The organism is Streptomyces sp. NPDC042100, assembly GCF_055582325.1.
The window spans coordinates 145,667-162,479 of sequence record NZ_JBVJDK010000004.1; the positions used below are offsets into that span (position 1 = coordinate 145,667).

Annotated in this window: 13 protein-coding genes; 7 read left to right on the forward strand and 6 right to left on the reverse strand. The window is 75.4% G+C overall.

What is annotated here, in order from left to right:
- Positions 1 to 155 precede the first annotated feature (155 nt).
- The 3 genes from ACZ6J5_RS10630 to ACZ6J5_RS10640 form a co-directional block, all read right to left on the reverse strand.
- Complete coding sequence (locus ACZ6J5_RS10630; RefSeq protein ID WP_469389876.1) at positions 156 to 563, reverse strand: excalibur calcium-binding domain-containing protein; 408 nt, start codon at positions 561 to 563, stop codon at positions 156 to 158.
- On the reverse strand, positions 560 to 2,155 hold the full coding sequence (locus tag ACZ6J5_RS10635; protein ID WP_469389878.1) for a prepilin-type N-terminal cleavage/methylation domain-containing protein: 1,596 nt from the start codon (positions 2,153 to 2,155) through the stop codon (positions 560 to 562). Before ACZ6J5_RS10635 ends, ACZ6J5_RS10630 begins: the two co-directional genes overlap by 4 nt.
- Before the next feature lie 68 nt (positions 2,156 to 2,223).
- A complete protein-coding gene (locus tag ACZ6J5_RS10640) occupies positions 2,224 to 2,868 on the reverse strand; it encodes a hypothetical protein (RefSeq protein ID WP_469389880.1) in 645 nt (214 codons plus the stop codon).
- Between the two features lie 283 nt (positions 2,869 to 3,151).
- On the opposite strand from ACZ6J5_RS10640, the gene ACZ6J5_RS10645 reads away from it, so the two are divergent.
- Both ACZ6J5_RS10645 and ACZ6J5_RS10650 read left to right on the forward strand, forming a co-directional pair.
- On the forward strand, positions 3,152 to 4,381 hold the full coding sequence (locus ACZ6J5_RS10645; RefSeq protein WP_469389882.1) for a hypothetical protein: 1,230 nt from the start codon (positions 3,152 to 3,154) through the stop codon (positions 4,379 to 4,381).
- 247 nt (positions 4,382 to 4,628) lie between these two features.
- A complete protein-coding gene (locus ACZ6J5_RS10650; RefSeq protein ID WP_469389884.1) occupies positions 4,629 to 6,575 on the forward strand; it encodes an FG-GAP-like repeat-containing protein in 1,947 nt (648 codons plus the stop codon).
- A gap of 138 nt (positions 6,576 to 6,713) precedes the next feature.
- Here the strand turns inward: ACZ6J5_RS10650 and ACZ6J5_RS10655 are convergent, their stop codons facing one another.
- From ACZ6J5_RS10655 to ACZ6J5_RS10665, 3 genes are all read right to left on the reverse strand, one after another.
- On the reverse strand, positions 6,714 to 7,265 hold the full coding sequence (locus tag ACZ6J5_RS10655) for a PadR family transcriptional regulator (RefSeq protein WP_469389886.1): 552 nt from the start codon (positions 7,263 to 7,265) through the stop codon (positions 6,714 to 6,716).
- Entirely contained in the window at positions 7,252 to 8,109 is an 858-nt protein-coding gene (locus ACZ6J5_RS10660; RefSeq protein WP_469389888.1) for a prepilin peptidase, read from the reverse strand. Before ACZ6J5_RS10660 ends, ACZ6J5_RS10655 begins: the two co-directional genes overlap by 14 nt.
- Positions 8,110 to 8,228: 119 nt before the next feature.
- Positions 8,229 to 8,612, reverse strand: coding sequence for a competence type IV pilus major pilin ComGC (locus tag ACZ6J5_RS10665; RefSeq protein ID WP_469389890.1), 384 nt, complete (start codon positions 8,610 to 8,612; stop codon positions 8,229 to 8,231).
- A gap of 241 nt (positions 8,613 to 8,853) precedes the next feature.
- Between ACZ6J5_RS10665 and ACZ6J5_RS10670 the strand changes: the two genes are divergently transcribed.
- From ACZ6J5_RS10670 to ACZ6J5_RS10690, 5 genes are all read left to right on the forward strand, one after another.
- On the forward strand, positions 8,854 to 10,590 hold the full coding sequence (locus ACZ6J5_RS10670; protein WP_469389892.1) for a GspE/PulE family protein: 1,737 nt from the start codon (positions 8,854 to 8,856) through the stop codon (positions 10,588 to 10,590).
- A 77-nt stretch (positions 10,591 to 10,667) separates the two neighbouring features.
- A complete protein-coding gene (locus ACZ6J5_RS10675) occupies positions 10,668 to 11,879 on the forward strand; it encodes a type II secretion system F family protein (RefSeq protein ID WP_469389894.1) in 1,212 nt (403 codons plus the stop codon).
- Positions 11,876 to 12,319 (forward strand): type IV pilus modification PilV family protein, encoded by a 444-nt coding sequence (locus ACZ6J5_RS10680; protein ID WP_469389896.1) that lies wholly within the window; start codon positions 11,876 to 11,878, stop codon positions 12,317 to 12,319. The genes ACZ6J5_RS10675 and ACZ6J5_RS10680 overlap by 4 nt, the downstream gene beginning before the upstream one ends.
- On the forward strand, positions 12,316 to 12,843 hold the full coding sequence (locus ACZ6J5_RS10685; RefSeq protein ID WP_469389898.1) for a type II secretion system protein: 528 nt from the start codon (positions 12,316 to 12,318) through the stop codon (positions 12,841 to 12,843). Before ACZ6J5_RS10680 ends, ACZ6J5_RS10685 begins: the two co-directional genes overlap by 4 nt.
- Positions 12,840 to 16,793 (forward strand): hypothetical protein, encoded by a 3,954-nt coding sequence (locus ACZ6J5_RS10690; RefSeq protein ID WP_469389900.1) that lies wholly within the window; start codon positions 12,840 to 12,842, stop codon positions 16,791 to 16,793. Before ACZ6J5_RS10685 ends, ACZ6J5_RS10690 begins: the two co-directional genes overlap by 4 nt.
- The last annotated feature ends 20 nt before the right edge of the window (positions 16,794 to 16,813 follow it).

Consider the following 16,813-nt stretch of genomic DNA (forward strand, 5'->3'; position numbering starts at 1 on the left):
GACGGGCCGGGCGGATCACGTCCGGACCTGGACGGCCGGGGACCTCGGCGTCCTGGCCGGTCTCGGGCTCGGCGCCGAGGGCATGGCCGGCGGGCCGGCCGGCCCGGACGCCCTGCCCGACACCAGGCCGCGGGAGATCGCGGAGCGGTGCGGCTTCACGGCCGCGTTCGACCGGCTGCGCCGGTAGCGCGAGGCGGGGCGGGCGGGGTGAGCGGGGCGACGACCGGTGCCCCGTCCAGGTCCGTCACGTAGTCGCGCCGGACCGGGTCGCGGTCCGTCGGGGCGGGCAGCTCCGGGCAGGCGACGCCGTCGCCGTCGCGGTCGAGCCCGTTGGGGTCGAAGCCGTCCGCGCGCAGCACCGCCTGCGCGTCGGCCTGGGCCGGGAAGGCGGCGCAGTCGGCCACGTGTCCCTTGCCCACGTAGGGGGTGACGTCGAAGGGGCGTCGCGGGGGGTCGCCGGCCCCGCATGCGGTCAGGGCGAGCGCCGCGAGCACGCCGGCCGTCGCGAGGAGCGGCCGGCGAGCCGGGGCCCGCCGGCCCCGGGACGGGTCCTTCGTCGTCATGCCTTGCCCGTCCGGAACACGACGACCCGGTTCGCCGCCGGGTCCACCGCGTACAGCTTCGCGGTGGCCTCGTTCACCGCGAGCGCGCCGAACTGGTCGGGCGTGCCGACCGGTTCCCCGGTGAGCAGGGTGCCGGCGTCGGAGCTGCCGATGCCGCCGGGCGGGCCGGGGGTGCCGTCCGGTCCGGCCGCGGCGAACTGGGCGACGAACACCCGGTTGTACTTCCCGAGGACGGCCATCTTGCGGGCGTGGTTGCCGGCGGCGGCGGACATCGCGCAGACCTGCGCCTGCCCGGTGGGGCGGGTGCCGACGAAGCGGTCGACGCGGCCGCCGGATCCCGCGCAGTGCGTGCCGCCGGAGAAGTAGACGTAGACCGAGGAGACCGAGGGGTTGTAGGCGGCGGTGACGGCGCCGTACGGCGTGCCCGCCGGGTCGTCGACGGGCGTGGCCTCGCCGGTCGCGGGGTCGACGACGACGACCGTCGCCACCGGCTTCCAGACGGCGGCGGGGCCGGATCCGTCGGGCGCGCAGCGCCGGGCGAGGAGGTAGACGAGGTTGCGGATCGGGTCGACGACGGTCCGGCCGCGCACGGTGTTGGCGAGGAGGAGGTCTCCGCTGGTCCCGCAACTCGTCTTCGTCGGGAAGTCCACGACGGTCCTGGCCTGGCGGGTCTCGGTCGAGACGGCGAACAGGCCGGCCTTGGCGGCGGGGGTGGCGCCGCTGCCGATGCCCGCCTTGGCGAAGTAGACGGCGTGGCGGGCCGCGTCGAAGCTGAAGTCCATGCCATTGCTGGCGCTCACCAGGCCCTGGGCGGGCAGGGCGATGGGCTTCGCCCCGGTCTCGCCGCGCGGGACGTAGGCCAGTGCGGAGGTGTTGAGGGAGCCGCCCGCGACGTAGAGGTCCCCGGTGTCGGGGGCGATGCCGAGGGCGGTGACGGGGGCCGAGAAGTTCCCGATACGGGTGACCCGGCCGCCGTCGGCGGTGTCGACCAGCGCGACGCCGTCCGTGCCGCCGACGTAGACCTTCCCGGTGCCGGGGACGACGGCGACGCGCGTGGGCGCGGCGACGGCGCCGGTGAGGTCGACCGGGGCACCGACCGGCTTGTCCGTCCGCCCGTCGATGACGGTCACGGAGGGCGCGCCGCCGGAGACGACGTACACGCGGTCGGTCTTCTCGTCGACGGCGAGGTCGGCCGGGCCGGTGCCCACCGCGATGCCCTGCTCCTCGCGTTCGGTGGGGGCGCTGCCGTCGTACACCGTGTACGAGGAGTTCTGGCCCTGGCCGCACTTGCCTTCCTGGCCGACGACGACGGTGCTGTAGACCGGGTCGCCGCCGAGCAGGCCCTTGGCCTTGAGCTCGTCGGCCGTGGCGTAGCGGCCGTACTTGGCGCAGTACGCCTCCTCGGCCGTGCGCAGGGTGGCCGCGTCGGCGGCGACGGCGCTGCCGCGGCCCTTGTCGCCGATGCCCCGGACGGAGAAGACCACGATGGCGGCGAGGACGCCCAGGATCACGATGGTCACGAGCAGTTCGATGAGCGTGAAGCCGTCCTGGCCCCGGGCGCGTGAGCGGACCGGGCGGTGGTCCGGTGTCATGGCGGTGGGGCTTTCCTTCGGTCGGTGGGTCGCGTCCGGGCGAGGCTCCCCGGGAGTCCCGGGCCGGGTCACGGCGTGCTCCGCTTCACGGGCTTCAGGTCCTTCGGTCCGGGCAGCTCCGGGCAGGCGACGCCGTCGCCGTCGGGGTCCAGCCGGTTCGGGTCGGCGGGCGCGTAGCGCAGCACGGCCTGGGCGTCAGCCTGGCGCGCGAGGTCGGCGCAGTCGTAGGCGTCGTCGCCGTAGCGCAGGAAGGAGCGGGCGTCGAAGGCCCGGCCCGGCTGCGGGCAGAGCGCGCTGCGACTGTCGCCGGGTGCGCAGACGTAGGTTGTCGCGAGGGCCGCGACGGGGGCGGTGTCACGCGGCGCCGGCAGGCCGCGGCAGGCGATTCCGCCGCCGCCGTCGAGGCGGTTGGGGTCCCGGGGGTCGGCGCGCAGCACGGCCTGGGCGTCGGCCTGGCTGGCGAAGTGGAGGCATTCGAAGGCGTCGCCGTGGGTGGCGTACTCCTTCGCGTCGAACGCCTCGGCGTTCGGGCAGAGCGCGCTGCGCTGGGTGCCCGGGGTGCACCATTCGCGGTCCTGCCGCTGGGGCTGGGCGGACGAGTCCGATCCGCCCCGGACGAACACCACGACGGTCAGCGCGACCGCGAGGACCGCGAGGGCCAAGACGCCCCGCCGGATCGCGCGGGAGCGCTTCGGTCCGTTCAACTCTGCCATCAGGCGCCTCTGTTCATCGTGCCGTCCGTCCTCCTGGCGCGCCGCCGCGGGCCGGCGGCGCCTGGCCGCCGGCCCGCGGCGGGCTGGATGCGTGCATTACATCCAGCGCCGATCCGGTTGTCAATCATTGACTACCGACCTTCGGGCTGCGCACCATCTACGCGGACGCGGCACCGCCATGCCGGAACACCGGGCCGCATGCCCGGCGTTGGCCGGCATCACCCGAACTCACCGGGTGTCCGCGCGGCAGCCGCGACCGATCGGATCGACGAGGAGCAGAAGAATGCAGGAAAGGTCCAGAGGCGCGCTGAGCGCCCGGAACCACGGATTCACCGTGATGCGCCGCGTACGGAGCGCGCTCGCGGTGGCCGCCCTCGCGACGGCGCTGGTCGCCGCCGCGCCCACGGCGTTCGCCGCCACGACGGATTCCAAGGTCGGCATCGCGAACAACATGTACCCGGCCGTGAAGGACATGAGGGGCCAGATCGCGACCCTCCAGTCCTTCACGCCGTTCACGGCGAACAACGCCTCCCAGGTCGGCGGGTTCTGGAACAAGCCCGCGATCGACACGTCCACGATGCGCGGCATCACCTCGGGCAGCCTGCGCCAGCAGCTGAAGAGCGCCGGCCCGTACACCACGTGCAACCCCTCCTCGTCGAACAACTGCGTCGACGGCCCGCTGCACATCGACGCGTTCCTGTCGGCTGACGAGGCCAACGTGGACGCCGTCATCCCGACCGCCGCCGGCGGCACCTGCACCGCGAGCGCGACCGTCGAGTGCAACGGCGACGGCGCCAGCAAGTACCCGGTGGCCATCGGCAAGCTCGCCATCTACAGCTGCAACGGCAGCTGGGCGGGCGCGACCAAGGGCGACGACCCGTCCAACGGCGCCACCCCGCCGCTGGCCCTCGGCGCGGACGCCAACGGCAGCGGCAACGGCAAGGCGCAGTCGCCCCGTTGTGACGCCGCCCCGGTCTCCGGCGGCGCGCCCACCACGATCCCGGGTGTCGTGACCTGGCTCGCCACGAGCGGCAACCGGCTCGCGGTCGCCGACCCGGCCTCCGCCCCGTTCGGCGCGGCGTCCAAGCAGGCGCTGATCCAGAACGGCTTCACCTGGACCGAGAGCGGCGCGGGCCAGAACGTGTACCGCGGCAGCGCCTGCGACAGCGCGGGCACGGCCTGCAAGATCCGCCTGGAGTCCGGCATCAGCCAGGTGCGCGGCGCGGTGACGGCGAACGCGGGCGGCAACACCCGGCTGGGCCTGGTCGCCAAGTCGAACATCATGAACGTGAGCTGGACCTCCGGCTCGCTGAACGGCACCACGGGCAACGACCCCAACACGTGGACCGAGGTGGCCGCCGGCTCCTACTCCGGCTACGGGCCCATCGAGCAGTTCGGCGTCGCCCTGACCGGCGGCACCGCGGGCGCGGCGGCCGCCTGGAGCGACCTGTTCAACAACCAGTGGGGCTTCGACACCACCATCCAGTCGACCCTCGCCGCGTACGGCTACTAGGCGTCCACGACCACCAGGCGGCTACGACCACCAGGCGGTAGCGGCACCGGACACCGGGCCGCCGCCCGGGCGGGGACATCGCCCGGGCGACGGCCCCCGAGCCGGACCGGAGCCGGACCCGGACCAGAGCCGGACCAGAGCCGGACCGGACCCGGCGGCACTCCCCCGCCGCCGGGGCGGCCCCGGCTCCGGAGCTCCCCCTCCCCCTCCCTTCCTCACCACCAGGCCCCCAGGAGGGTCCTCACCCATGCACAGATCACCTCGCCGGCACCGCCGCGTCCCGGCGCTCGCCCTCGCGGTCGCGAGCGTCGCCCTGGCCACGAGCCCGGCCACGGCCGCGGGCGTCGCCCAGACGACCTCCTTCGCCGCCGCGGCGAACCTCGACGACCACGGCCGGGGCGGCTCCGCCATCGCGGTCGGCGACCTCGACGGCGACGGCACACCCGACCTCGTGACGGCGATCCGCGCCGAGGGCCTCGGCGTGTTCCTCGGCTCCGGCGGCGGCGCCTTCGGCGCCGTGACGAAGTACCCGGCGCCGCAGACCGCGTCGAGCGTCTTCCTCGGCTCGGCCGTGATCACCGACGTCGACGGCGACGGGCACCAGGACGTCGTCAGCCAGGACGCGCGCGGCAACGTCGCCCTGGTCTGGCGCGGCGACGGCACCGGCGCGCTCGGCGCCGGGACGGCCGTACCGCTCAACCCGACACCCGGCTGCGACACCACCGGCGACAACCCGTGCCTCGTGCGCTTCCCGGCCGACGTCGCCGTGGGCGACTTCGACGAGGACGGCGCCCCGGACCTCGCCACCGCGAACACGAACACCCACAACGTCTCCGTCGTGCCCGGCCGCGGCGACGGCACCTTCGGCACCGCCGTCCCGTACGCGCTGGGCGCGGGCACCGGCCCGCAGGGCGTCGCCGCCTCGGACCTCGACGGCGACGGGCACCTCGACCTCGTCACCGCCAACCAGTCGAACGGCACGCTCTCCGTCCTGAGGGGCGACGGCACCGGCGGCTTCGGCACCCCGTCGAGCGTGCCGACCGGCCTCTCCCTGCCCTCGAAGGTCGAGCTCGCCGACGTCGACGGGGACGGCGACCCGGACGCCGTCGTCGTGGCACCCGGCTCGCCCGGCCGCCTCGCCGTCCTGCCCGGCGACGGGGCCGGCGGCTTCGGCACCGCGAACGTCCTGTCGGCGGGCGCCAACCTCAGCTCCGCCTCGGTCGCCGACGTGAACGGCGACGGCCGCCCCGACCTGCTGGTCTCCAGCGGCGGCACGCACGAGGTCCTCGTCCTTGAGGGCGACGACACGGGCGGCTTCGGCACCCCGCTCGCCTTCGGGCTCAACGGCGGGCGCACCCCGCAGGCCACCGCGACGGCCGACCTCGACGGCGACGGGCGCACCGACGTCGTCACGGCCAACCTCAACACCTCCGCCGCCTTCGTCGACGACGCGTCGGTGCTGCTCAACACGACCAACCGGGCCCCGAAGGCGGGGAACGGCTCGTACGCCCACATCGGGGCGGACACCCCGCTCGTCGTGGCCGCGCCCGGGGTCCTCGGCGCCGCCACGGACGCCGACGGCGACCCGCTGACCGCGTCGCTCGTGACCGGCCCGGCGCACGGCACCCTGGCGCTGGCCGCCGACGGCTCGTTCACCTACCAGCCGGACAGCGCCTACGTGGGGGCCGACAGCTTCACGTACGAGGCGTCCGACGGAAGCTCCGGCTCGGGCGCCGCGACCGTGACCCTCGCGGTCGCGGCCGGCTGCCGCGGGCTGCCCGCCACGATCGTCGGCTCCGGCGCCGTCAGCGGGACGAGCGGCGCCGACGTCATCGTGACCGGCAACGGGAACGACAGCGTCAACGGGAACGGCGGCAGCGACACCATCTGCACCTACGGCGGCAACGACGCCGTGGCGGCCGGTGCGGGCAACGACCACATCGACGCGGGTGATGGCAACGACGCCGTCAGCGGCGGCGACGGCGCCGACACGGTCCGCGGCGGGAACGGCGACGACGCGCTCTCCGGCGGCGGCGGCGCGGACGTCGTGATCGGCGGCGCGGGCAGCGACACGCTGGCGGGCGGCGCCGGCACGGACCTCTGCGCCGGTGACGCCAACGGCGGCCCGGTGCTGCCGGGCACGGACTCGATCGCGCACGGCGGCTCGTGCGAGACGGTGATCGAGGTGCCGTAGCCCTGGCCGTGGCTGTGGCTGTGGCTGTGCCTGTGCCTGTGCCTGTGGCCGTGGCCGTGGCGTACGGAAGCGGGCCCGGTGATCGCGTTCCTCGCGATCACCGGGCCCGTCCTCGTGTCCTCGTCCGCGCGCCGCGCCTCAGCCGTTCTTGCCCGCCGGGCTCGCCGCCCCGGCGCCCACCGTGTCGAGGAACCGGCGCGCGGCGCCTACGTGTTCCTGTCGCCAGGCGTAGCTCGCGCGGGCGATGGGGTCGTCGGCGGCCTCCTCCTTGGCCCGCAGCGACGCCTCGATCTCGTCGAGGACCTCCCGCTGGCGCTCGACGAGCCGGGCGGGGCTCGTGTCGCGGCGCTTGAGCAGCAGCAGCTTGCAGGTGAGCTCGGCGCGCACGTCGAACAGCTCGGTCACCGGCTCGGCCAGCCAGTGCCCGACGGTCTCCCCGGCCTCCGGGGTGGCGGCGTAGATCATGCGCTGCGGCCCCCGGTTGCCCTCCTCGGCGCCGACGGCCGTGATCAGCCCGCGCTCGACGAGCCGGGTGATCGACCGGTAGACCATGGGCCGGGACACGTACCAGAACTCACCGATCTCCGCGCCCTCCGCGGTGAGCGTCGAGATGGCGAAGCCGTGGCTCGGGCGTTCGGCCACGAGGGCGAGCACGATCCACTCGGCCAGGGGAAGATCAGGTTCGGTCATGCGTACCAGGATAGGAACCGGCACCGCCGTGCGCGATCCTCGGGTGCGGGGCACTCGTCGCGTACGGGTCGAGGACGCGCGCGTACCAGTCGACGACGGGACCGCCGACGAGCAGCGCGGCGAGGGCGCCGACGGCGAGGAACAGGCCGAACGGGAGGCGGGTGGCGCGGCTCGCGCGTCCCGCCGCCATCAGCGCGAGCCCGGCCAGCAGGCCGACGGCGCTGCCCGCGAACACCGCGAAGACGAGGTACCAGGGGCCGTACCAGCCCAGCCCGGCGCCGATCAGGCCGGCCAGCCGCACGTCGCCGAAGCCGAGCCAGGCGGGCCGGGCCCAGTGCAGGGCGAAGAAGGCGGCGTACCCGCCCGCCGCGCAGCCCGCGGTCACGGCGAGCCGCTGCCACTGGCCGGTCGCCGCGGCGGCGCCGAGGAGGCACAGGGCGGTGAGGGCGAACGTCGGGTGGACCAGGCGGCGGGGCAGCAGGAGGTGTTCGGCGTCGCAGGCGGCGAGGGCGAGCAGCCCGGCGGTGAAGACCAACGCGGCCGGCAGCGCGGCCGAGGGCCCGAGGCGCAGCGCCTCGGCGGCGAACAGCAGCCCGGTGAGCGCTTCGAGGAGCGGGTAGCGCGCGGGGATCGGCTCCCGGCAGGCGCGGCAGCGGCGCCCGAGCAGCAGCCAGGAGACGACGGGGACGTTGTCCCGGGCGGCGATGGGCGCCTCGCAGCGCGGGCAGGCGGAGCGGGGCCGTACGACGGAGCGGCCGGCGGGCACGCGGGAGACGGCGACGTTGAGGAACGACCCGACGGTGAGCCCCGCCAGACCGATCAGCAGCACGTAGAGGGACGGCATGGCGGTGACGCTGCCTTTCTGCCGGGGTCTGCCGGGGTCTGCCGGGGTCTGCCGGGGCGGGCCCGGTCCCATGGGGACGCGGGCGGCCCGGAGGAGCGCTCCGGGCCGCCGGGCGCGCGTCAGGCACAGGGGTTGGCCCGGCCGTCCTTGAGCTTCGGGAGGGGCGTGACGGCGTAGAAGTCGCCGACCGGCTCGGCGTCGTGCCACAGGGAGTAGTCGGTCAGGAAGCCGCCCTTGACCAGCTGCTCCATCGTGCCGTACGTGCTGCGGTTGCGGTCGGCGTAGTACGCCTCCTCCGCGGTCTCGATCGTGGACTTGTCCGTCTTGCAGGCCGCGCCCTGGCCCTTGTCGTTGATGCCGCGGACGGAGAAGACGACGATGGCGGACAGGACTCCCATGATCACGATGACGACGAGGAGTTCGATCAGCGTGAAGCCCGCCTCCGCCGTCTCGTTCAGGGCGCGCGTACGCCGGCGCGGCTTGCCTTGCAGGTACGTGAACATCTCTCTCCATCCGCGGCGGACACCGCGAGCGCGTCGCGCGTCGCGCGCCGGGCGCGTTAGTAATCCATTGAATAATCAGCCGTAGACTACTGAGCAGGCAGGGGCGTCACAAGAGGTGCGGGATGCAGTAGTATCCGGCTGACTATTCAATGGCTGACAGTTGAGTGACCGTACCGACAGTGGGGTGGGTTCCGTGGTGAATCGGCGGCTTCTCCGGCGCCGGGAGGCGACGACGGACCCGGTGACCGAGCCGGCCCCGGACACCCCGTCCGGCCCGGCGGCGGCGCCCGACGAGCGGCCAGCCGGTCGAACGCGCATCGGTGAACTCCTGGTCGCACGCGGCCTGGTGACATCGACTCAGGTCGATGAGGCGCTGCTCCAGCAGGCGGCCTCGGGCAAGCGTCTCGGCACCCTGCTGGTCGAACTCGGCATGGTCGACGAGCGCTCCCTGATCGAGGCGCTCGCGCTCCACCTCGGCGTCCCGGTCGCCGATCTGCGCCGGAGCGGGCCCGAGCCCGAGGCGGCGGCCCGGATCCCGGAGGCGCTGGCCCGCTCGCTGGGCGTGGTCGCCGTACAGCGCTCCGACGGCACGCTGCTGGTCGCGGCGGGCGACCCGGGCGACCCGCGGCTGCGCGACGAACTGGCCCGCGCCGTCGCGCCCGACCGGGTCGAACTCGCCATCGCCGCCCCCGCCGACATCCGCCGCTCGATCGACGGCGCCTACCGTGCGCTGGCCGGAGTCGGCAGCCTGGTCGAGGCGTTCGAGGCGGCCGGGACCGGCCGCGAGGCCGACTCGGGCGCCCTGGTGGTGAGCGAGGACGCGCCGGTCGTGCGGCTCGTCAGCCTCATGCTCACCCAGGGGCTGCGCGACCGCGCCTCGGACATCCACGTCGAGCCGCACGGCGACCGGGTGCGGGTCCGCTACCGCATCGACGGCGCCCTCCACGACGTACTGAGCCTGCCGCAGAGCATGGGCCCGTCCGTGGTCAGCCGGATCAAGATCATGGCCAATATGAACATCGTCGACCGGCGGCGCCCGCAGGACGGGCAGATCGCCACCGAGATCGACGGCCGCTCGGTCGACATCCGGGTCGCGACCACTCCTACCATCTGGGGCGAGAAGGCGGTGCTGCGGCTGCTCGACAGCAACCGCACCCTGCTGCGGCTCAGCGAGCTCGGGATGCCCGCCGCCACCTACGAGCGCTTCGCGTCGCTGCTGCGCTCCCCGTACGGGATGGTCGCCTGCGGCGGCCCGACCGGCAGCGGCAAGACGACCACCCTGTACGCCACGCTCGGCGAGCTCAACCAGAGCGAACGCAACATCACCACCATCGAGGACCCGGTCGAGTACGTCGTCCCGTCGGTCAACCAGATCCAGATCAACGACCAGGCGGGCATCACCTTCGCGACCGGACTGCGCTCGATCCTGCGGCAGGACCCCGACGTGATCCTGGTCGGCGAGATCCGCGACGCCGAGACCGCGCGGATCGCCGTCGAGTCCGCGCTCACCGGCCACTTCGTCCTCTCGTCCATCCACGCCGCCGACGCCTGCTCCGCGCTGCACCGGTTCTCCGACATGGGCATCGAGCCCTTCCTCATCACCTCCACGGTCGCCGGGGTGGTCAGCCAGCGGCTGGTGCGCCGGATCTGCGACCACTGCCGCGAGCCCTACCGGCCCGGCGTGGACGAGCTGGCCTTCTTCGAGAAGGCGGGCGGCTGCGCCGACACGGGGTTCTGGCAGGGCCGCGGCTGCGCCTTCTGCTCCCGCACCGGCTACCAGGAGCGGATCGGCGTCTTCGAACTCCTCGCCATGGACGACGCGGTGAAGCGGCTCCTGGTCGAGAAGGCGCCCATCGGCAGCCTGCGCCGGGCCGCCCGCGAGCAGCACATGGCCAGCCTCCTCGACGGCGGCGTCCGCCTCGTGGAGGAGGGCACCACGACCATCGCCGAGATCATGTCCAGCGTGTACGTGGTGTAGCGCGGGCCGTCCCCCTCTCCGACTCTCAGAGACTTTCCGATGACCTCCCCGACGACGAACAGCAGGAGCACACCGGCATGGCCACCTTCACGTACGTCGCGACCGCCCCGGACGGGCGGCGCGCCACCGGGCGGCTCAAGGGCTCCAGCGTCGACGGCGTCACCGACAGCCTGACCCGGCAGGGGTACGAGGTGAGCTCGGTCAAGGCCGCCGGCCGCGACCTGCTGCACCTCGAACTGACCGCGCGGAAGGTGGACCTGGTCGCGCTGAGCGACTTCTCCCGCCAGATGGGCGCCTTCATCAAGGCGGGCGTGCCGCTCCTGGACGCCCTCGGGATCATCCGCGCCGAGACCCGGGACAAGAAGCTGCGCGAGGTGCTCGGCGACGTCATGGACGCGCTGCGCTTCGGCGAGAGCTTCGCCGGCGCGATGGGCGTCCACGCGAAGGCGCTCCCCGCGTTCTACGTCTCCGTCCTCCGCTCCGCCGAGGCGACCGGCGAACTCGACGTGGTCATGGCCCAGTTGGCCCGCTACATCGACCGGGACGTCGAGGGCAGGCGCACGGTCCGCTCCGCGCTCACCTATCCGTCCCTGGTGATGGTGCTCGCCGTCGCCGTCGTGCTGGTCCTGGTCGTCTTCGTCCTGCCCCGCTTCAAGCAGTTCTTCGAGTCCTTCCACGCCGAACTTCCCCTGCCCACCAGGATCCTGCTGGGCGTCACCGACTTCCTGACCGCCTGGTACCCGGTCATCGCGGGCGCCGCCGCCGTGCTCCTCGTGGGCCTGGCCGCCGCGCTGCGCACCGCCCGGGGGCGGCTGCTGCGCGACCGGGTGCTGCTGCGGACACCGGCGCTCGGGGACGTGGTCCGCTATCTGGTCATCGAGCGGTTCTGCCGGATCCTCACCTCGATGATCAAGGCGGGTGTGCCGATCCCGGAGGCGCTGAGCCTGGCCGGCGCGGGCGCCGACAACCTGGTCTTCGAGCGGGCCATCGCGACGGCCCGCAGGGAGATGCTCGAAGGCGGCGGCATGTCCCGGCCGATCGCCCGCACGAAGCTCTTCCCCGGGGCCGTCACCCAGATGATGCGCGTGGGCGAGGAGACCGGCACCCTCGACGAACAGCTCGCCAACGTCTCGGACTTCTACGAGAAGGAGCTCCAGCACAAGCTCAAGCGGCTGACCAGCCTCTTCGAGCCCGCCGTGGTGGTCATGGTCGGCGTCGTCGTGGGATTCGTGGCCGTCGCCCTGCTCTCCGCGATCTACGGCGTCTACAACCAGGTCCAGGTCCCGTGACCGGCCCGGCCCCCCGCGCGCGCCGCGACCGCCCGCGCCGCGGCGACGAGGGCGAGACCCTGATCGAGGCGCTCGTCGCCGTCGTGCTCATCGGCGTCGCCTTCGTGGCCGTCCTCGGCGGCATCGGCACCTCGATCATCGGCTCTGGTGTCCAGCAGCGGCTCACCACCACCGCCTCGATCGTCCGCACCGCCGCCGAGAAGACCGTCGGCGCCCCCTACGTCCCCTGCGCCTCGGGGTACCCGGCCCCGGCGTCGCCCGCCGGGTACACCGTGACCGTCGAGGTCGCGTACTGGGACGGGGTCGGCGCGTTCGTCACGGACTGCCCGGCGGCCGACACCGGCGTGCAGCGGGTCACCCTCACCGTGCGCGCGACCGGCCCCCGCTCCGGGAAGGACGCCGTCCTCGACGTGGTCAAGCGGGCGGGGGCCCCGTCATGACGGCTCGACGGCTCGCCGGAAGGGCGGAGTCGGGGTTCACCCTGACCGAACTGCTGGTCACCATCGTCATCGTGGGCGTCATCGGCACGCTGCTGTCCCGGGCGTTCGTCATGGGGCTGCGGTTCACCGCCGACACCGAGCGGCGGATCTCCGCGACCGGCGCGGCGGGCGCCCTCAACCGCTTCTTCTACGGCGACGTGCAGAGCGCGGACCGGGTCAGCACCGCCCCCGCCTGCGGCGTCACCGACGTCATCGTCCGGCTGAGCGGCGGCGGCACCGACGTCGTCTACACGTACGAGCCGTCCACCGGGGCCCTCACCCGCGTGAGGTGCACCGGCGAAGGATCCGTCACCACCATGCCGCTGGGCCGCCTCCCCGCCGCCCCGCCGGATCCCCCGGTGACGCTGAGCTGCGGTGCCGAATCCCCGTGCACCTCGCCCCTGGAGGTAACGCTGACCGTGCGGAACGACCCCGCCGCGCCCCCGACGGCCCTCACCGCCGTGCGCCGATCGGGCGCCTCATGACCGCCCGCCGCCCGGACCCCTGTCGTCCGCTCCCCCGCCCGGACCGCCTCGCGCCCGGCCGCCGCCCGGACCGGCGCCGGAACAGCCGCCCGGACCGCCTCGCGCCCGGCCGTCGTCGGCCCGACGACGAGCGGGGCGCGACGCTGATCCTCGCGCTCGCCTTCGTGATGATCTTCACCCTGGTCACCGTCTCGGTGCTGTCCCTCGCCACCGCGGGCCTGACGGCCGCGCGCACCCAGGCGGGACAGGGCGAGGTCGGCTACGCCGCCGACGGCGCCACCCAGCTCGCCATCGACCGCTTCGCCCAGGGCAACCCCTGCGCCGCGTACACCGCCCCGCCGCTCAACGGGCGCCGTATGACGGTCCATTGCGACCCGCTCGACTCCTCCCCCGAGACCGCCCGCGCCACCCGGCCGCAGGACGCGCTGCGCGCCCTCGGCGAGGGCGCCGGGGACGGCGTCGAGGTGACGGCGACCGGACTGCGCGTGCAGGGCTCCGTGTTCTCCCGCTCCGGCATCACCACCACCGGCGGCGCCTCGATGGTGGTCGCGGGCGACGTCTCCGCCGTCGGGAACTGCTCCCGCGCCGTGACCCAGCCCCGGCTGCCCGCCTCCCGCACCCCGTACACGCGCGGCTGCGCCGACGACACCCCGCCGGCCCCCGCCGACGAGGCCGTGGGCACCGACCCGGACCTCGCCCCGCCCGCCACGGCCGTCCCGGTCCGGCGGACCGTCCCCGCCTGCCCCCGCTCCGGCTCCGGGCCCGGCTCGTGGCTGGTGCGGCTGCTCCCCGGCTCCTACGACGACCCAAGCGCCCTCGGCCGCCTCACCGGCGGCGCCTGCCCCGGCGCCGTCGTCTGGCTCCAGCCCGGGCTCTACTACTTCGACTTCGGCTTCACCGGCGGCCCCTCCCTGTGGACCGTCGACGACCCGACCGTCAGCGTGGTCGGCGGCACCCCGGCGGGCTGGTCCCCCGAGGCCGCCACCCGCCCCGCCGTCCCCGAACCGGGCGGCTGCGACCGGACCCGGCCCGAGGGCGTCCAGATCGTGATGGGCGGCGCCAGCCGCCTCCAGGTCGACCGGGGCCACGCCGAGCTGTGCGCCCCGGTGACCCCGGGCGCGCAGCAGGTCGCCGTGTACGGGGTCCAGCCCCCGAAGCCGTCCCATACGCTGCGGCCGACGGAGGTCGTCGCCAACACCGGCTTCACCGAGCCCGGTCAGGCCCTGACCGGCGGCGAGCGGCCCACCCGCCCCGGCTGCCCCCGGCCCACCGGCACCTCGGGCTGCACCGCCGACGCATCCCTCGACGCGGACCGGAGCGGCTCCGCCTCGATCCGGTTCGCCGGCTTCACCCCCCGGGTGCCGCCCGGCTCCCTCGTCACCGGCGCGACCCTGCGCGTACGGCACGCGGAGAGCGGCGGCCTCACCGCCCGGGACGCGGTCACGGTCACCACCGCCGTCGGCGGCGAGACCTGCCGCACCGACGCGCTGCCCCGGCACAGCCAGCTCACCACCGACCCGGCGATCGACCTGCTCGGCGCCTGCGGGCTCACCGACCCGGCCCGGCTCGCCGCCCTGACGGTGGACTACACCGCCACCCTGGACGCCGACGGCACCGCCGCCACCGCCCGGCTGGACGGCGTCTGGCTGGAGGTCGCCTACCGCACGCCCACCACCTTCAAGCCGACCGGCGTGCTCGCCTCGGCCGGCTTCACCGCCCCCGGCACCACGCCCGACGCCGCCCTGGAGATCGGCGAGCAGCCGACGGCCGCCGTGGCGGGCGCCGAGCTGAGCCCGGCGCGCCCCACCGCCTCGGCCACGCTCTCCGGCTTCGTGCCGGCCCCGCTGCCCGCCGGGACGACGGTCCGCTCCGTCGTGCTGCGGGTCGCCCACCGGGAGACCGGCCGCGCCGCCGCGCCCCGTGTCACCGTCACCCCGGCGGGCGGCGGCACCCGCTGCACCGGTCTGCCGCTGCCCGCGCGGACCGACCTCGCCGACGACCGCGTCGACCTCACGGCCTGCGGCATCACCGGGGCCGCGCAGCTCACCGGGCTGACCGCGACCTACACCGCCGGGCTCGACGAGGACGGCGGCGCCACGGGCACGGCCGCCCTCGACGGCGCCTGGCTCGAAGTGGTCCACGACCCGCCGCCCGCCCGGCCCGCGACGAGCGCGGAGTCCGCGAGCTTCCGGCCCGCCGCCGACGCCCGCGCGATCGACGGCACCGACACGGCCGCCGCCGCGCTCGACGCGGTCACGCCGACCGCCGCCCTCGGCCTCGGCGGCTTCGACTCCCCCGTCCAGGCGCCCGGTTCGGCCGTGGACCGGGCCGTGCTGCGCGTCGCGCACCGCGAGGACCCCGGGACGCCCGGCGGGCCCCCGCCCGCCGTCACGGTCACCCTGGCGGGGCCCGGCCTGCCCCGCGCCTGCGCCACCGCGCACCCGCTCCCGGCACGCCGGGGCGCCCTGGGCACCGACACCCTGGACCTGGTCGCCCGCTGCGGGATCACCGACACCGCTCAACTGACCGGGCTGGCCGTGACGTACACCGCCGCCCTCGGTGGTGGCGCCGCCACCGGCACCGCCCGCCTGGACGGCGTGGAGCTCGACCTCGCCGACCGCCCGCCGCTCTCCGTCCGCCCCGCCACGGCGACCGGGGCCACCGGGCCCGGCACCGCGCCCTTCGCCGCCCCCGAGGACGCCCGGACGATCGACGCCGCCCCGGCGACCGCCCGGCTCGGCCCGGCGGCCCCGTCCGCCTCACTCCGGCTCGGCGGCTACGCCGTACCCGCCCTGCCGGCGGGCGCGGCGACCGACCGGATCCGGCTGCGCGTGGCCCACCGCGAGGACGCCGGCACCGCCCCGGACCCGGCACCGCCCGCGCGCCCGCAGCCGCCCGCCGCCGTGCTGACCGTCTCCGGCACCGGCACGGCGTGCGACGCGGACCACGCCCTGCCCGCCCGCGAGGGCGCGCTCGGCGTCGACGTCATCGACCTCGCCGCCTGCGGGGTCACCGCGCCGGAGCAACTGGCCGCGCTCTCCGTCACGTACACCGCGACGGCGGGCGACGGCGGCGGGAACGTCGACGGTGGGGAGGCGACCGCCGGGCTCGACGGCGTCGCACTCGACCTGGTGTTCCGGGCCCCGTCCGTCCGCCCGCTGTCCGGCTGCCTCACCGAGGGCAACCGGTGCCCGGTCCTGAAGTCGACCGACACCGCCGACACCGCCACCGACCACAGCCGCCTGCTGGTCAACGGCACCGTGTACGCGCCGACCGGCGCCGTGGACCTCGCCATGAGCCGGGTCGCCTCGCAGGTCGTCACCCGGGGCGTCGTCGCCCGGAGCATCCGGCTCGGCGTCCGCGCGGCGCCCGGCTACCTCCGCCCGGTCGTCGGCGTCCCGCCGGAGCCCGTCGCCTTCACCACGTACCCGGCCGTCTCCGCGCGTCCGTCGACGGCGACCGCCGCCACCGGCTTCGCCGCCCCGGCCCCCGGCGCGCCCGCCGACGTCACGGCCGCCACCCTCCCCGGCGGCGGGACCGCCTCCCTCACCCTCGGCGGCTACCGGGTGCCCGACCCGGCGCCGGACGGGGCGCTCGACCACACCGTCCTGGAGATCGCGCACCGCGAGAGCGGCGACGTGGCCTCGGTGAAGGTGTCGGCGGAGTTCGCGGGCAGCACCTGCGCGGGGGCCGGGGCGCTGGACCTGCCGGTCCGCCTCGGCGCGGCCGCCCCCGTCGCCGACCAGCTCGACCTGGCCCCGTGCGGGCTGACCCGGGCCGCCCAACTGGGCGGGCTGCGCCTGACCTACACCGTCACCGCCGGGGGCGGCGGGGCGACCGCCCGGCTCGACGGCACCCGCGCCGACCTGCTGTCCCGGCCCCTGCTCCGGGCCGCCGTGTCCTTCGACGGCCGCACCGCCACCGTCGGCGCGTGGACGGTACTGCCGTGACGCCGCTCCCTGTCCCGTCC

What these genes read in the sequence shown, in the direction of transcription:
- ACZ6J5_RS10630 (WP_469389876.1), bottom strand. Translation starts at nt 563, where the DNA reads ATGACGACGAAGGACCCGTCCCGGGGCCGGCGGGCCCCGGCTCGCCGG.
- ACZ6J5_RS10635 (WP_469389878.1), bottom strand. Translation starts at nt 2,155, where the DNA reads ATGACACCGGACCACCGCCCGGTCCGCTCACGCGCCCGGGGCCAGGAC.
- ACZ6J5_RS10640 (WP_469389880.1), bottom strand. Translation starts at nt 2,868, where the DNA reads ATGGCAGAGTTGAACGGACCGAAGCGCTCCCGCGCGATCCGGCGGGGC.
- ACZ6J5_RS10645 (WP_469389882.1), top strand. Translation starts at nt 3,152, where the DNA reads ATGCAGGAAAGGTCCAGAGGCGCGCTGAGCGCCCGGAACCACGGATTC.
- ACZ6J5_RS10650 (WP_469389884.1), top strand. Translation starts at nt 4,629, where the DNA reads ATGCACAGATCACCTCGCCGGCACCGCCGCGTCCCGGCGCTCGCCCTC.
- ACZ6J5_RS10655 (WP_469389886.1), bottom strand. Translation starts at nt 7,265, where the DNA reads ATGACCGAACCTGATCTTCCCCTGGCCGAGTGGATCGTGCTCGCCCTC.
- ACZ6J5_RS10660 (WP_469389888.1), bottom strand. Translation starts at nt 8,109, where the DNA reads ATGCCGTCCCTCTACGTGCTGCTGATCGGTCTGGCGGGGCTCACCGTC.
- ACZ6J5_RS10665 (WP_469389890.1), bottom strand. Translation starts at nt 8,612, where the DNA reads ATGTTCACGTACCTGCAAGGCAAGCCGCGCCGGCGTACGCGCGCCCTG.
- ACZ6J5_RS10675 (WP_469389894.1), top strand. Translation starts at nt 10,668, where the DNA reads ATGGCCACCTTCACGTACGTCGCGACCGCCCCGGACGGGCGGCGCGCC.
- ACZ6J5_RS10685 (WP_469389898.1), top strand. Translation starts at nt 12,316, where the DNA reads ATGACGGCTCGACGGCTCGCCGGAAGGGCGGAGTCGGGGTTCACCCTG.
- ACZ6J5_RS10690 (WP_469389900.1), top strand. Translation starts at nt 12,840, where the DNA reads ATGACCGCCCGCCGCCCGGACCCCTGTCGTCCGCTCCCCCGCCCGGAC.